We start from the raw sequence: 14,135 nt of genomic DNA, 5'->3' as shown, positions 1-14,135 counted from the left end.
TTTGATCTTGAAAAATCAACGTCAAAAGATCGCAGCCTGCGGCAGCTCCTACGGGAGTCCGTGTTGTTTGAGCGCCCACGCTACGTGTTCACGCACCAGCTCTGACGGATAGTCCGCGCGGGCCTTCAAGGCTTCCAGCACGGGAATGCTCGACGGCGCGTTGCCCAGGCCCACGGCCAGGTTGCGCAGCCAGCGTTCATAACCGGCGCGGCGCAACGGTGAGCCTTCGGTGCTGCTCAGAAATTTGTCTTCATCCCACATGAGCAGTTCGGCGAGCTCGGCGTTGTCGAGGTTGTGGCGCGGTTTGAAGTCGCTTTCGCCAGACGGGCGGGCGAAGCGGTTCCACGGGCAAACGATCTGGCAATCATCGCAACCGAACACCCGATTGCCGATCAGCGGTCGCAAGTCTTCGGGGATCGCCGTTTTCAGCTCGATGGTCAGGTATGAAATGCAGCGGCGGGCGTCCAGCACATAGGGGCCGACAAAGGCCTTGGTCGGGCAGATGTCCAGGCACGCCGTGCAGCGTCCGCAGTGTTCGGTGCTGTGGGGTGGGTCCACTGGCAGCGGCAGGTCGACGAACAGTTCGCTCAAAAAGAAGTAGCTGCCGGCCTTGCGGTTCAGTACCAGAGTGTTTTTGCCGATCCAGCCGAGACCTGCCTGTTCGGCGATGGCTTTTTCCAGCACCGGGGCGCTGTCGACGAAAGCCCTGTAGCCGAAGGGGCCGATGACCTGCTGAATCTTCTCGGCCAACTGCTGCACCCGTTTGCGGATCAGCTTGTGATAGTCACGGCCCAGAGCATAGCGCGAGACATAGGCCTTCTCCGGTTGGCCCAGGCGCTTGGCCATTTCGGTGTCGCCCGGCAGGTAGTCCATGCGTAGAGAAACCACCCGCAGCGTGCCCGGCACCAGATCTTCCGGGTGTGAACGTTTGCTGCCGTGGGCGCCCATGTAGTCCATTTCGCCGTGGTAGCCGGCTTCGAGCCAGCGCTCCAGGTGTTGTTCATGCTCAGCCAGGTCCAGACCACTGATGCCGACTTGCTGAAAGCCCAGCTCACGACCCCAGTCTTTGATCGATTGGGCGAGAGCGGGAAGATCTGTGGTAATTGCAGGCATGAGACAGGGGAAACCGGAGCTGAGGTGCGTATAATTCTGCCAGACATCGGAGCCTGAAGACGCATGCCGCAGACAAAACACCATTTACCCGACGCGCTGTACAGCGCCGCACAGGTCCGGGCGCTCGATGCGCGGCTGATTGCGGCCGGGACAACGGGCTTCGAATTGATGCATCGGGCTGCCCGCGCGACGTGGCGGGCGTTGCTCCGGCACTGGCCGACGGCTACTGAACTCAGCGTGTTGGCGGGCCACGGCAATAACGCCGGGGACGGTTATCTGGTGGCGGTGCTGGCCCTGCGAGCCGGCTGGTCGGTGCGGGTGCTGGCGGTGACTGAACCGTCGCGCTTGCAGGGTGACGCAGCGCTGGCGTATGCCGAGTCGCTGGCCGCCGGGGTTGTCGTCGAGGCCTGGTCTCCCGCAATCGAGCTGCGTGGCGTGGTGCTGGATGCGCTGCTGGGCACTGGCTTGAGCGGTGAGGTGCGCGAACCCTACGTCGCTGCGATCGAGGCGATCAATACCTGTGGCTTGCCCGTTGCAGCGGTGGATATCCCATCCGGGCTGTGCGCCGATACCGGGCGAGTCCTCGGGGTTGCGGTTCGGGCTGACCTCACCGTGACCTACATCGGACTCAAGCTGGGGCTGTTCACCGGTGATGCGGCGGATCAGGTGGGGGCGTTGCAGTTCAACGATCTGCAAGCCGACCCGCAGATCGTTGCCGAAAGCGCCGTCAGTGCTCAGCGCCTGAACCCTGACAACCTGCCGCGCCTGACCGCTCGGGCGCCGAGCGCTCATAAAGGCCGATTCGGTCATGTCCTGCTGATCGGTGGCGATCGCGGTTTCGGCGGCGCCATCCTCTTGAGCGCCCAAAGTGCCTTGCGCAGCGGTGCGGGCATGGTGTCTCTGGCCACCCGCAGCGAGCATGTTCCGGCCGCATTGGCGCGGGTGCCCGAAGTCATGGTCCTGGGCACTCACTCGGCTAATCAACTGATGGGCCCGCTTGAGCAGGCCAGTGTGGTGGTGGTCGGGCCGGGTCTTGGCAAGGGCGCGTGGGGGCGCAGCTTGTTGTCGGCGGCGGCCAATGCGTCATTGCCGCAGGTGTGGGACGCTGATGCGCTGAATCTGCTGAGCCTGGGCGATGTGCGTCTGCCGAAGGATTGTGTGATCACTCCACATCCGGGGGAAGCAGCACGGTTATTGGGGATTTCCACGGCCGAGGTTCAAGCCGATCGTCCCGCCGCCGCCCATGTATTGAGCAAAAAATATACAACCACCGTCATTCTCAAAGGGGCTGGCAGCCTGATTGCCAGTCCCGATGGTCGTTTGGCGCTGTGCCACCAAGGCCATCCGGCCATGGCTACCGCGGGTCTGGGGGATGTGCTGGCCGGACTGGTTGGCGCCCTGCTGGCTCAGGGCATGAACGCGTTCGATGCGGCTTGCCTGGCGGTCTGGTTGCACGCCAATGCTGGCGAACGTGAAGGTCAATCTGGTCGGGGGCTGGCGGCCAGTGATCTGATTCCCGCCATTCGTCAGTTGCTGGAGGAGCAAGCACCGTGTCTGAAGTAACCCTGTATCTGGCCAATGAAAACGCCATGGTGGTGTTGGGCAACCGTATCGCTCAAGTGACCCAAGGGCACGGCATCATCTTTCTGGACGGTGACCTGGGGGCGGGTAAAACCACCCTGTCACGGGGCATTATTCGTGGTCTGGGGCATGTTGGAGCGGTAAAAAGTCCGACCTTCACCTTGGTCGAACCCTACGAAGTCGGCGACATCCGCGCCTTCCACTTCGACCTGTATCGCTTGGTCGATCCAGAGGAACTGGAGTTTCTCGGCATCCGCGACTACCTCGAAGACGATGCACTGTGCCTGATCGAGTGGCCCCAGAAGGGTGCAGGCTTTTTGCCAAAGCCCGACCTGACCATTACCATTAGCCCGCATGACAGCGGGCGTTCGCTCAATCTGTCGCCCCAGGGTTTGCGTGGCGAGTCCTGGTGTGCCGCTTTGGCATTGGAATTCAAATAAATGATGGGGTTAGGTATGCGCTTTCGCGCGTTGGTTGCTGTCGTAGGAATGCTGCTTACGGCATTGGCCGTCGACGCTGTGGCCGCGACAAAGGTCAACAGTGTTCGCTTGTGGCGGGCGCCGGATAACACGCGACTGGTGTTCGACCTGTCTGGCCCGGTCCAGCACAGCGTCTTTACCCTGACGTCGCCGGATCGTCTGGTGATCGACATCAATGGCGCAGTCCTTGGCGCACCGCTGAAAGTCTCCACCGCCAATACCCCGATTACCGACATGCGTTCGGCTCAGCGCACGCCGACCGATCTGCGGGTGGTCATCGACCTGAAAAAAGCCGTTACCCCGAAAAGCTTCGTGCTGGCGCCGAATGCGCAGTATGGCAACCGACTGGTGGTCGACCTGTTCGACAACGCCGCCGATGCCGCGCCGCCATCTGCACCGACCCCAATCCCGCCCCCAACCGTCGCCACCGTGCCTGCAGTGCCAGTGACCCCGGTTGAGCCGGCAATCAAGCTGCCGCCTGCTCCGGCCGGCAAGCGCGACATCATGGTGGTCATCGATGCCGGTCACGGTGGCGAAGACCCGGGCGCTTCCGGTTCCCGTGGCCAACACGAGAAAGACGTGGTGCTGGCCATCGCCCGCGAGCTGCAGCGCCAGGTCAACGGCATGAAAGGCTTCCGTGCCGAGCTGACCCGTACCGGCGACTACTTCATCCCATTGCGTGGCCGTACCGAGATTGCCCGCAAGAAGGGTGCCGACCTGTTCGTCTCGATCCACGCTGACGCTGCACCCTCCGCTGCAGCGTTCGGGGCCTCGGTGTTCGCCTTGTCCGAACGTGGTGCAACATCCGAAACCGCGCGCTGGCTGGCCGACAGCGAAAACCGCTCCGACTTGATCGGCGGTGCCGGCAACGTCAGCCTCGACGACAAGGACAAGATGCTCGCCGGCGTACTGCTCGATCTGTCGATGACCGCGTCGCTGACCTCCAGCCTCAACGTCGGCCAGAAGGTGTTGAGCAACATTGGCCGGGTCACGTCGTTGCACAAGCAGCGTGTCGAGCAGGCCGGGTTCATGGTGTTGAAGTCGCCGGACATCCCGTCGATCCTGGTGGAAACCGGATTTATCTCCAACGCCAACGAAGCCTCGAAACTCGCCGCGTCCGGCCACCAGCAAGCGCTGGCCCGTTCGATCAGCGCGGGTGTGCGCCAGTTCTTCCAGCAGAACCCGCCACCGGGCACCTACATCGCCTGGCTGCGTGACTCCGGCAAGATTGCCCAAGGGCCGCGTGATCACACGGTGCGTCCGGGTGAAACCCTGGCGATGATCGCCGTGCGTTATCAGGTCTCGCCTGCAACCCTGCGCAGCGCCAACAGCCTGCAATCCGACGAACTGAAAATCGGCCAGCACCTGAACATCCCAGGCACCGAACTGGCGGCCAAGGAATGAACGACGCGGTGAACAACGCAGCGCGTATAGAGCTGCTCAGCCCGCGCCTGGCGAACCAGATTGCTGCCGGTGAGGTGGTTGAGCGCCCGGCTTCGGTAATCAAGGAACTGCTGGAAAACAGCCTCGACTCCGGTGCCAAGCGAATCGACGTCGATGTCGAGCAGGGTGGCGTCAAGCTGCTGCGGGTTCGCGACGATGGCAGCGGCATCTCCTCCGATGATTTGCCGCTGGCGCTGGCGCGACATGCCACCAGCAAGATTCGCAATCTCGAAGATCTCGAGCAGGTCATGAGCCTCGGGTTTCGCGGTGAAGCACTCGCATCGATAAGCTCGGTGGCGCGTCTGACCCTGACCTCGCGCACGCGTGGTGCCGATCAGGCCTGGCAGGTCGAGACCGAAGGCCGGGACATGGCGCCTCGCGTTCAGCCAGCGGCCCATCCGGTGGGCACCTCGGTTGAAGTTCGCGACCTGTTCTTCAACACCCCGGCGCGGCGCAAATTCCTCAAGACCGAAAAGACCGAATTCGATCACCTGCAAGAAGTGATCAAGCGTCTGGCGCTGGCGCGCTTCGACGTGGCGTTCCATCTGCGCCATAACGGCAAGACCATTCTCAGCCTGCATGAAGCCCATGACGATGCGGCTCGTGCCCGGCGCGTGGCGGCGATTTGCGGCTCGGGTTTCCTGGAGCAGGCGCTACCGATCGAGATCGAGCGCAACGGCCTTCATCTGTGGGGCTGGGTCGGGTTGCCGACCTTTAACCGCAGCCAAGCGGACTTGCAGTATTTCTTTGTGAATGGCCGTGCCGTGCGCGACAAGCTGGTGGCCCACGCGGTGCGCCAGGCGTATCGCGACGTGCTGTTCAACGGTCGGCACCCGACGTTCGTACTGTTTTTCGAAGTTGATCCGGCGGGCGTCGACGTTAACGTGCACCCGACCAAACACGAAGTGCGCTTCCGTGACGGGCGCATGGTTCACGACTTCCTCTACGGTACCTTGCACCGTGCTCTGGGCGATGTGCGGCCGGAAGATCATCTGGCCGCGCCTGTTGCGACGGCCGTGGTCAGACCGACTGGCATCGAAGCCGGTGAGTTCGGCCCGCAAGGCGAAATGCGTCTGGCGGCTAATGCGCTGCTGGAGCAGCCGCAGGCACAACCGTCCTTCAATACGACGGCGGGTTCGGGCGCCGGCGCCGGTTACCAGTACCAATACACGCCACGGCCGCAGTCGGCTGTGCCGGTGGCTGAAGCGCAGGCTGCCTATCGCGAATTTTTTGCGCCATTGCCTGAAGCGAACGCTACGGCGCTGCCTGACGGTCAGGGCGATATCCCGCCGCTGGGGTATGCGCTGGCGCAACTCAAAGGCATCTACATCCTTTCGGAAAACGCCCAAGGGCTGGTGCTGGTGGACATGCACGCCGCTCACGAGCGGATCATGTACGAGCGGCTGAAAGTCGCGATGGCCAGCGAAGGCCTGAGCGGCCAGCCATTGCTGGTGCCGGAGTCGATTGCAGTGAGTCAGCGTGAAGCCGATTGCGCCGAAGAGCACGTCAGCTGGTTCCAGCGCCTCGGCTTCGAGCTTCAGCGTCTGGGCCCGGAAACCCTGGCGATCCGGCAAATCCCGGCGTTGCTCAAGCAGGCCGAAGCCAATCGCCTGGTTCACGACGTCTTGGCGGACCTCATGGAATACGGCACCAGTGACCGGATTCAGGCGCACCTGAATGAACTGCTCGGCACCATGGCCTGTCACGGCGCGATCCGCGCCAATCGGCGCCTGGCTTTGCCGGAAATGAACGGCCTGCTGCGGGACATGGAAAACACCGAACGCAGCGGTCAATGCAACCATGGCCGACCGACCTGGACCCAATTGGGCCTGGACGATCTGGACAAACTGTTCTTGCGCGGTCGTTGATGAGCCTGCTCCCTCCAGCGATATTCCTGATGGGCCCGACCGCTGCGGGCAAGACCGATCTGGCCATCGAGCTGACCAAGGTCCTGCCGTGCGAGCTGATCAGCGTCGACTCGGCGCTGGTGTATCGCGGCATGGACATTGGCACCGCCAAGCCTTCGAAAGAGCTGTTGGCCGAGTTTCCTCATCGGTTGATCGACATTCTCGATCCGGCCGAGGCCTATTCGGCGGCGGACTTTCGCCGGGATGCCCTGGAGGCCATGGCCGAGATCACTGCGCGCGGCAATATTCCGCTGCTGGTCGGCGGCACCATGCTCTATTACAAGGCTTTGCTCGAAGGTTTGGCCGATATGCCGGCGGCTGATCCGCAGATTCGTGCTGAAATCGAGGAAGAGGCTGCGCGTCTTGGCTGGCAAGCCCTGCATGATCAGTTGGCGGTGATTGATCCAGTCTCGGCGGCGCGAATCCACCCCAACGACCCGCAGCGACTCAGTCGGGCGCTGGAAGTTTATCGGGTCAGTGGTCAGAGCATGACGACCCTGCGCGAGATACAATCTGCGCAAAGTACTGAAGCAGGCGCTTCGGGTCATCGACAATTGCCCTATACTGTCGCGAACTTGGCTATCGCTCCGGCGAACCGTCAGGTATTGCATGAGCGTATTAAACAAAGATTCACACAAATGTTGGAACAGGGATTCATTGACGAGGTCGTAGCCCTGCGTAATAGAAGTGACCTGCATGCAGGGTTGCCGTCTATACGCTCTGTAGGCTACCGACAAGTCTGGGATTACCTGGATGGCAAGCTGACGTCAGCCGAGATGCAGGAGCGTGGGATCATTGCCACGCGCCAATTGGCGAAGCGCCAGTTCACCTGGCTGCGCAGTTGGGCTGATTTGCACTGGCTGGACAGCCTCGATTGCGACAATCTGCCACGCGCCTTGAAATACCTGGGGACCATCTCCATATTGAGCTGAGTCCTTGCAATTGCCGTCTATCCTTGGGGGTGTGACGGCTTAAGCCATTTTTTTTACCTATTTTTATTATTGAATCCTTAAAGGAGTGCGGCACATGTCAAAAGGGCATTCGCTACAAGACCCTTACTTGAATACATTGCGTAAAGAGAAAGTTGGGGTTTCCATCTACCTGGTCAACGGGATCAAACTGCAAGGCACGATCGAGTCGTTCGACCAGTTCGTTATCCTGCTGAAAAACACCGTCAGCCAGATGGTTTACAAACACGCTATCTCTACAGTGGTGCCGGTTCGTCCAATTCGCCTGCCTAGCGCAACCGAATCCGAACAAGCTGACGCTGAGCCAGGTAACGCCTGATAGGAGTCTCCTTTGTTCTTTGAGCGCCACGGTGGTGGTGAGCGAACCATTCTCGTTCACTTGGATGGTCAGGACCCTGAGGCGCGCGAAGATCCGCAGGAGTTTCAGGAGTTGGCAATTTCGGCCGGCGCCGAGACCGTCGCGTTTGTTAACGTGCCGCGTCATCGGCCAACCGCCAAATACCTGATTGGCAGCGGCAAGGTCGAGGAATTACGCGACCAGGTCAAAGCCGAGAAGGTCGATCTGGTGATTTTCAATTCCGTCCTCACGCCCAGTCAGGAACGTAACCTCGAACGTGTTTTCGAGTGTCGCGTGATTGACCGTACGGGCCTGATTCTCGATATCTTCGCCCAACGCGCCCGCACCCATGAAGGCAAGCTCCAGGTCGAACTGGCCCAGCTTGATTACATGAGTACGCGACTGGTTCGCGGCTGGACTCACCTTGAGCGGCAGAAAGGCGGTATCGGTCTGCGCGGCCCGGGTGAAACCCAACTGGAAACCGACCGGCGTCTTTTGCGGGTTCGCCTGCGGCAGATCAAGGGTCGTCTGGAGAAGGTCCGCAGCCAGCGTGATCAGGCCCGTCGTGGCCGCAAGCGTGCAGATATCCCTTCGGTTTCACTGGTGGGTTATACCAACGCCGGCAAGTCGACGCTGTTCAACTCGGTCACCGATTCCGATGTATTCGCCGCAGACCAGTTGTTCGCTACCCTCGACCCGACCTTGCGCCGGCTCGAGCTCAACGATCTGGGGCCGATCGTGCTGGCCGACACCGTGGGTTTCATTCGTCACTTGCCGCACAAGCTGGTCGAGGCATTTCGGGCTACGCTCGAAGAGTCGAGCAACTCTGACCTGCTGCTGCATGTGATCGACGCCCATGAGCCGGAACGTATGGCCCAGATCGAACAGGTCATGCTGGTGCTCGGCGAGATCGGTGCACAAGACTTGCCGATCCTGGAGGTCTATAACAAACTCGATTTGCTCGAGGGCGTAGAGCCGCAGATCCAGCGTGATGCCAATGGCAAGCCGCAGCGGGTCTGGTTGTCGGCGCGTGACGGTCAGGGTCTGGATCTGCTCAAACAGGCTATTGCGGAGTTGCTGGGCGACGATTTGTTCGTCGGCACCTTGCGCTTGCCGCAGCGTTTTGCTCGACTGCGTGCGCAGTTCTTTGCGCTCGGTGCCGTACAGAAAGAAGAACACGACGAAGAAGGCATCTGTTTGCTGGCCGTTCGTTTGCCGCGAGTCGAGCTCAATCGACTGGTGAGCCGCGAAGGAATGCAGCCGCTGGAATTCATCGAGCAACACACTTTGCAATAAAAGCCTGAAAAAGCGGTTGTGCCGCTGTGGCAGGCATTCTGTAGCATTGGTCGGCGCGCCGTGGGTGCGTCTTTGCTTTATCAGATGGAGAGCGCTATGGCTTGGAATGAGCCGGGTGGCAACTCGAATAATCAGGATCCTTGGGGTGGTAAACGCCGCAATAATGGCGACCGCAAGGGGCCACCGGATCTCGACGAGGCCTTCCGAAAGCTGCAGGAAAGCCTGAATGGGTTGTTCGGTGGTGGTAGAAAACGCGGTGACGATGGCGGTGGTTCGGGCAAGGGCGGCGGTTACGGCCTGCTCGGCATCGGCCTTGTCGTGCTGGCGGCCGCCTGGCTGTACAGCGCGGTTTATGTCGTCGACGAGCAGGAGCAAGCCGTGGTGCTGCGCTTCGGCAAGTACTACGAAACCGTCGGCCCGGGTCTGAACATCTACTTCCCGCCGATCGATCGCAAGTTCATGGAAAACGTCACGCGTGAGCGTGCCTACACCAAGCAGGGTCAAATGCTGACTGAAGACGAAAACATCGTCGAAGTGCCGCTGACCGTGCAGTACAAGATCACCAATCTGCAGGACTTCGTGCTGAACGTCGATCAGCCGGAAATCAGCCTGCAACACGCGACCGAGAGTGCCTTGCGCCATGTGGTGGGTTCCACCGCCATGGATCAGGTACTGACTGAAGGTCGTGAATTGATGGCCAGCGAAATCAAGGAGCGCCTGCAACGCTTCCTCGATACCTATCGCACCGGCATCACCGTCACTCAGGTCAACGTTCAGAGCGCAGCGGCACCGCGTGAAGTCCAGGAAGCCTTCGATGACGTGATCCGTGCTCGTGAAGATGAGCAGCGTTCGCGCAACCAGGCTGAAACCTACGCCAACGGCGTCGTGCCGGAAGCCCGTGGTCAGGCCCAGCGCATCATTGAAGATGCCAACGGTTACCGTGACGAAACGGTATCGCGCGCCAAGGGTGAAGCGGATCGCTTTACCAAACTGGTCGCCGAGTATCGCAAGGCGCCGGAGGTCACTCGTCAGCGTCTGTACCTGGACACGATGCAGGAAGTCTTCAGCAATACCAGTAAGGTTCTCGTGACCGGCAACAAGAATGGCCAGAACAATCTGCTGTACTTGCCGCTGGACAAGATGATCGACAGTGGTCGTAGTGGTGCAGCGCCGATAACCAGCGCGGCCGCGGCCAGCAATGACGGACATCCGCGTGCGGCAGTTGATTCGCAGCAGCCGGCACGTACCAGGGAGAGTCGCTGATGAGCAATAAATCGCTGATCGCCCTTATTGTCGGCGTCGTCGTGGCGATCGCAGCCTGGAACTGCTTCTACATCGTGGCTCAGACCGAGCGTGCGGTGATGCTGCAGTTCGGTCGCGTGGTTCAGACTGATGTTCAGCCGGGCCTGCATGTGAAAGTGCCTTACGTTAACCAGGTGCGTAAATTCGACGCACGCCTGATGACGCTGGACGCACCGACACAGCGTTTCCTGACGCTGGAAAAGAAAGCCGTCATGGTTGATGCCTACGCCAAGTGGCGCGTCAAGGATGCCGAGCGTTTCTACACTGCGACTTCCGGCCTCAAGCAGATTGCTGACGAGCGCCTCTCGCGTCGTCTGGAATCGGGCCTGCGTGACCAGTTTGGCAAGCGCACCCTGCACGAGGTGGTTTCCGGTGAGCGTGACGCGCTGATGGCGGACATCACTGCTTCGCTGAACAAGATGGCGGAAAAAGAGCTGGGCATCGAAGTGGTCGATGTTCGGGTCAAGGCCATCGATCTGCCGAAGGAAGTGAACCGCAGCGTGTTCGAACGCATGAGCACCGAGCGTGAGCGTGAAGCACGCGAGCACCGTGCCAAGGGTAACGAGCTGGCAGAAGGCATCCGTGCCGACGCCGATCGTCAGCGCCGCGTACTGCTGGCTGAAGCCTATCGTGAATCTGAAGAGGTTCGCGGTGACGGTGATGCCCAGGCCGCAGCGATCTACTCCAAGGCCTACGGCCAGGACCAGGAGTTCTATGGTTTCTACCGTAGCCTGCGTGCCTACCGTGAAAGCTTCGCGAACAAAACCGACGTCATGGTTCTGGACCCAAGCAGCGACTTCTTCCGTTACCTGGAAAAAGCCAAACCTTGATCCAACACTGATTCCGGAAATTGCCCCGCCGGGCGGCGAAAGCCTCTGGCGGGGTGATCCTTTGGGAAAACGTGTGTATGATGCGGCAGCCGGGAAATTCCCGGCTTTTTTGCGTCTGCACGTTTGATTGCGGTTTTTTATTGCAAGACTCGGGTTGAACGACTCGACAGGTTTTTCGAGGAAAGTGTTTGGCGAGGTCGATTTCAGGCCGATCGCCGCGTTGTTCATGCGCGCGACTTATGCGTATGGGCCAGACATTTTCTGCTTCACTCAAGGCCAGCCCGAGGGCTGGCCGCCCGGATCATAGGGGAATGGCGTAATGGCAACGGTAGACCGCTGGCTGCTGCCAGATGGCATCGAAGAAGTACTGCCACCAGAGGCGGCGCGCATTGAAATCGCGCGTCGTCAGGTGTTGGATCTGTTCCAGAGCTGGGGTTACGAGTTCGTCGTGACCCCGCATATCGAGTACCTGGAATCCCTGCTGACTGGCGCGGGCCAGGACCTCGATCTGCGGACCTTCAAGGTCATCGACCCGCAGTCGGGTCGGCAGATGGGTTTCCGTGCCGATATTACGCCGCAAGTGGCGCGCATCGATGCGCACACCTTGCGTCACGAAGGCCCGAGCCGTCTGTGCTACGCCGGCAGTGTGCTGCATGCGCAGCCGCGGGCCTTGTCGACCTCGCGCAGCCCGATTCAGTTGGGTGCCGAGTTGTACGGCGACGCCAGCCCGAGCAGCGACGTGGAAGTCATCAGTCTGATGCTGGCCATGCTGCAACTGGCCGATGTGCCGGATGTACACATGGACCTCGGTCATGTCGGCATCTACCGTGGCCTGGCTCGCGCTGCCGGTTTGTCCGGTGAAGTCGAGCAGCAGTTGTTCGATGCCCTGCAACGCAAGGCCATCGATGAGGTCATTACTTTGACCGAAGGCCTGCCTGCCGATTTGTCGGGCATGCTGCGGGCGCTGGTTGATCTGTGTGGCGGCCGTGAGGTGCTGGCTGCCGCTCGCGAGCGCCTGGCCAATGCGCCGGCGCCTGTTTTGGCGGCCCTGGACGACTTGCTGGCGATTGCCGAGCGTTTGTCCGTGCGTTTCCCGGATCTTGCGCTGTACTTCGATCTGGGCGAGTTGCGCGGCTATCACTACCACACCGGCGTGGTGTTCGCGGTGTTTATACCGGGTGTTGGCCAGTCCATCGCTCAGGGCGGTCGCTACGACGACATCGGCGCCGATTTCGGTCGCGCCCGTCCGGCAACCGGCTTCTCTACCGATTTGAAAACCCTGGTGACCCTGGGGCGTGCTGAGATCGAGCTACCGTCTGGCGGTATCTGGATGCCTGACAGTACGGATGCAGCACTCTGGCAGCAGGTTTGCCAGTTGCGCAGTGAGGGTCAGCGTGTCGTTCAGGCATTGCCTGGGCAACCATTGGCCGCCGCCCGTGACGCGGACTGCGACCGGCAATTGATTCAGCAGAACGGGCTTTGGCAAGTATTGCCGCTGGCTTCTTGAGTTTTCCTGCCGGCGGCTGCCGGCACCAAGTTTGCGCGAATGAGGACAAGTGTTATGGGTAAGAATGTCGTAGTCCTGGGCACCCAATGGGGTGATGAGGGCAAAGGCAAGATCGTTGATCTGCTGACCGAACATGCTGCCGCCGTAGTGCGCTACCAAGGTGGCCACAACGCTGGTCACACGCTGGTGATCGACGGCGAAAAAACCGTCTTGCACCTGATCCCGTCGGGCGTTCTGCGCGCTGGCGTGCAGTGCCTGATCGGCAACGGCGTAGTGGTTGCACCTGACGCCCTGCTGCGCGAGATCATCAAGCTGGAAGAAAAAGGCGTACCGGTGCGCGAGCGCCTGCGTATCAGCCCGTCCTGCCCGCTGATCCTGTCTTACCACGTAGCGCTGGACCAGGCTCGTGAAAAGGCCCGTGGCGAGCTGAAGATCGGCACCACCGGTCGCGGCATCGGCCCGGCCTACGAAGACAAGGTTGCACGTCGTGGTCTGCGCATCGGTGACCTGTTCCACCGCGAGCGTTTCGCCGCCAAGCTGGGCGAGTTGCTGGACTACCACAACTTCGTACTGGTCAATTACTACAAAGAGCCGGCCATCGACTTCCAGAAGACTCTCGACGAGTGCATGGAATACGCCGATCTGCTCAAGCCGATGATGCTCGACGTCACCGCCGAACTGCATAACCTGCGTCGCGACGGCAAAGACATCATGTTCGAAGGCGCTCAAGGCTCCCTGCTGGACATCGACCACGGTACCTACCCGTACGTCACCAGCTCTAACACCACCGCTGGCGGCATCGCGACCGGTTCGGGTTTTGGCCCGATGTACCTGGATTACATCCTCGGCATCACCAAGGCTTACACCACTCGCGTGGGTTCGGGTCCGTTCCCGACCGAGCTGTTCGACGACGTCGGTGCGTTCCTCGCCAAGCGTGGCCACGAATTCGGTGCTACCACTGGCCGTGCCCGTCGTTGTGGCTGGTTCGACGCCGTCATCCTGCGTCGCGCCATCGACGTCAACAGCATCTCGGGCCTGTGCCTGACCAAGCTGGACGTACTGGACGGTCTTGAGACCATCAACATCTGCGTGGGCTACAAGAACCAGGAGGGTGCAGTGATCGATGCACCGACCGACGCTGACAGCTACATCGGTCTTGAGCCGGTGTACGAGCAAATGCCAGGCTGGACCGAGTCGACCCTGGGCGCCAAGACCCTGGAAGAGCTGCCTCAGGCTGCTCGCAACTACATCAAACGTGTCGAAGAGTTGGTCGGCGCGCCGATCGACATTATTTCGACGGGCCCGGACCGCAACGAGACCATCGTTCTGCGTCACCCGTTCGCTTAATAAGTCGTTGATGTAAAACACAAAG

The 14,135-nt window shown here is 60.7% G+C and carries 12 protein-coding genes; 11 read left to right on the top strand and 1 reads right to left on the bottom strand.

Features of this window, described 5'->3' with window-relative positions; all coding sequences use genetic code 11:
* Positions 1-48: 48 nt before the first annotated feature.
* Complete coding sequence (gene queG / locus AC1RPZ_RS22155) at positions 49-1,113, bottom strand: tRNA epoxyqueuosine(34) reductase QueG (protein ID WP_493139413.1); 1,065 nt, start codon at positions 1,111-1,113, stop codon at positions 49-51.
* A gap of 63 nt (positions 1,114-1,176) precedes the next feature.
* Here queG and AC1RPZ_RS22150 point away from each other — a divergent pair, with 63 nt between their 5' ends.
* The 11 genes from AC1RPZ_RS22150 to AC1RPZ_RS22100 all read left to right on the top strand — a co-directional run bounded on the left by AC1RPZ_RS22150 (position 1,177) and on the right by AC1RPZ_RS22100 (position 14,110).
* Positions 1,177-2,676: an NAD(P)H-hydrate dehydratase gene (locus AC1RPZ_RS22150; RefSeq protein WP_493139412.1), complete on the top strand. Its 1,500-nt coding sequence runs from the start codon at positions 1,177-1,179 to the stop codon at positions 2,674-2,676.
* Entirely contained in the window at positions 2,664-3,134 is a 471-nt protein-coding gene (gene tsaE, locus AC1RPZ_RS22145) for a tRNA (adenosine(37)-N6)-threonylcarbamoyltransferase complex ATPase subunit type 1 TsaE (protein ID WP_493139410.1), read from the top strand. The genes AC1RPZ_RS22150 and tsaE overlap by 13 nt, the downstream gene beginning before the upstream one ends.
* A complete protein-coding gene (locus AC1RPZ_RS22140; RefSeq protein ID WP_493139409.1) occupies positions 3,135-4,577 on the top strand; it encodes an N-acetylmuramoyl-L-alanine amidase in 1,443 nt (480 codons plus the stop codon).
* Between the two features lie 8 nt (positions 4,578-4,585).
* A complete protein-coding gene (mutL, locus tag AC1RPZ_RS22135) occupies positions 4,586-6,484 on the top strand; it encodes a DNA mismatch repair endonuclease MutL (RefSeq protein WP_493139503.1) in 1,899 nt (632 codons plus the stop codon).
* The gene (gene miaA, locus AC1RPZ_RS22130) at positions 6,484-7,455 is read left to right on the top strand and encodes a tRNA (adenosine(37)-N6)-dimethylallyltransferase MiaA (RefSeq protein WP_493139407.1); all 972 of its coding nucleotides are present in this window, start codon (positions 6,484-6,486) and stop codon (positions 7,453-7,455) included. The genes mutL and miaA overlap by 1 nt, the downstream gene beginning before the upstream one ends.
* 94 nt (positions 7,456-7,549) lie before the next feature.
* Positions 7,550-7,810 carry an RNA chaperone Hfq gene (gene hfq / locus AC1RPZ_RS22125; protein WP_019691505.1) on the top strand — a complete coding sequence of 87 codons (261 nt, stop codon included), beginning with the start codon at positions 7,550-7,552 and terminating at the stop codon, positions 7,808-7,810.
* A 12-nt stretch (positions 7,811-7,822) separates the two neighbouring features.
* The gene (gene hflX / locus AC1RPZ_RS22120; RefSeq protein WP_493139405.1) at positions 7,823-9,124 is read left to right on the top strand and encodes a ribosome rescue GTPase HflX; all 1,302 of its coding nucleotides are present in this window, start codon (positions 7,823-7,825) and stop codon (positions 9,122-9,124) included.
* A gap of 96 nt (positions 9,125-9,220) precedes the next feature.
* Positions 9,221-10,387, top strand: coding sequence for an FtsH protease activity modulator HflK (gene hflK, locus AC1RPZ_RS22115; protein WP_493139403.1), 1,167 nt, complete (start codon positions 9,221-9,223; stop codon positions 10,385-10,387).
* The gene (hflC, locus tag AC1RPZ_RS22110; RefSeq protein ID WP_493139401.1) at positions 10,387-11,256 is read left to right on the top strand and encodes a protease modulator HflC; all 870 of its coding nucleotides are present in this window, start codon (positions 10,387-10,389) and stop codon (positions 11,254-11,256) included. Before hflK ends, hflC begins: the two co-directional genes overlap by 1 nt.
* Before the next feature lie 319 nt (positions 11,257-11,575).
* Positions 11,576-12,763, top strand: coding sequence for an ATP phosphoribosyltransferase regulatory subunit (locus tag AC1RPZ_RS22105; protein ID WP_493139399.1), 1,188 nt, complete (start codon positions 11,576-11,578; stop codon positions 12,761-12,763).
* Between the two features lie 54 nt (positions 12,764-12,817).
* Positions 12,818-14,110, top strand: coding sequence for an adenylosuccinate synthase (locus AC1RPZ_RS22100; protein ID WP_493139397.1), 1,293 nt, complete (start codon positions 12,818-12,820; stop codon positions 14,108-14,110).
* Positions 14,111-14,135: the final 25 nt, after the last annotated feature.

The sequence above is a fragment of the Pseudomonas sp. GW822-FHT02D10 genome, assembly GCF_058802345.1.
The sequence above is the reverse complement of the archived record's forward strand: the minus strand, read 5'-3'. Positions and strand labels throughout refer to the sequence as shown.

What these genes read in the sequence shown, in the direction of transcription:
- hflK (WP_493139403.1), top strand. Translation starts at nt 9,221, where the DNA reads ATGGCTTGGAATGAGCCGGGTGGCAACTCGAATAATCAGGATCCTTGG.
- hflC (WP_493139401.1), top strand. Translation starts at nt 10,387, where the DNA reads ATGAGCAATAAATCGCTGATCGCCCTTATTGTCGGCGTCGTCGTGGCG.
- AC1RPZ_RS22100 (WP_493139397.1), top strand. Translation starts at nt 12,818, where the DNA reads ATGGGTAAGAATGTCGTAGTCCTGGGCACCCAATGGGGTGATGAGGGC.
- AC1RPZ_RS22105 (WP_493139399.1), top strand. Translation starts at nt 11,576, where the DNA reads ATGGCAACGGTAGACCGCTGGCTGCTGCCAGATGGCATCGAAGAAGTA.
- hfq (WP_019691505.1), top strand. Translation starts at nt 7,550, where the DNA reads ATGTCAAAAGGGCATTCGCTACAAGACCCTTACTTGAATACATTGCGT.
- AC1RPZ_RS22150 (WP_493139412.1), top strand. Translation starts at nt 1,177, where the DNA reads ATGCCGCAGACAAAACACCATTTACCCGACGCGCTGTACAGCGCCGCA.
- queG (WP_493139413.1), bottom strand. Translation starts at nt 1,113, where the DNA reads ATGCCTGCAATTACCACAGATCTTCCCGCTCTCGCCCAATCGATCAAA.
- AC1RPZ_RS22140 (WP_493139409.1), top strand. Translation starts at nt 3,135, where the DNA reads ATGATGGGGTTAGGTATGCGCTTTCGCGCGTTGGTTGCTGTCGTAGGA.
- miaA (WP_493139407.1), top strand. Translation starts at nt 6,484, where the DNA reads ATGAGCCTGCTCCCTCCAGCGATATTCCTGATGGGCCCGACCGCTGCG.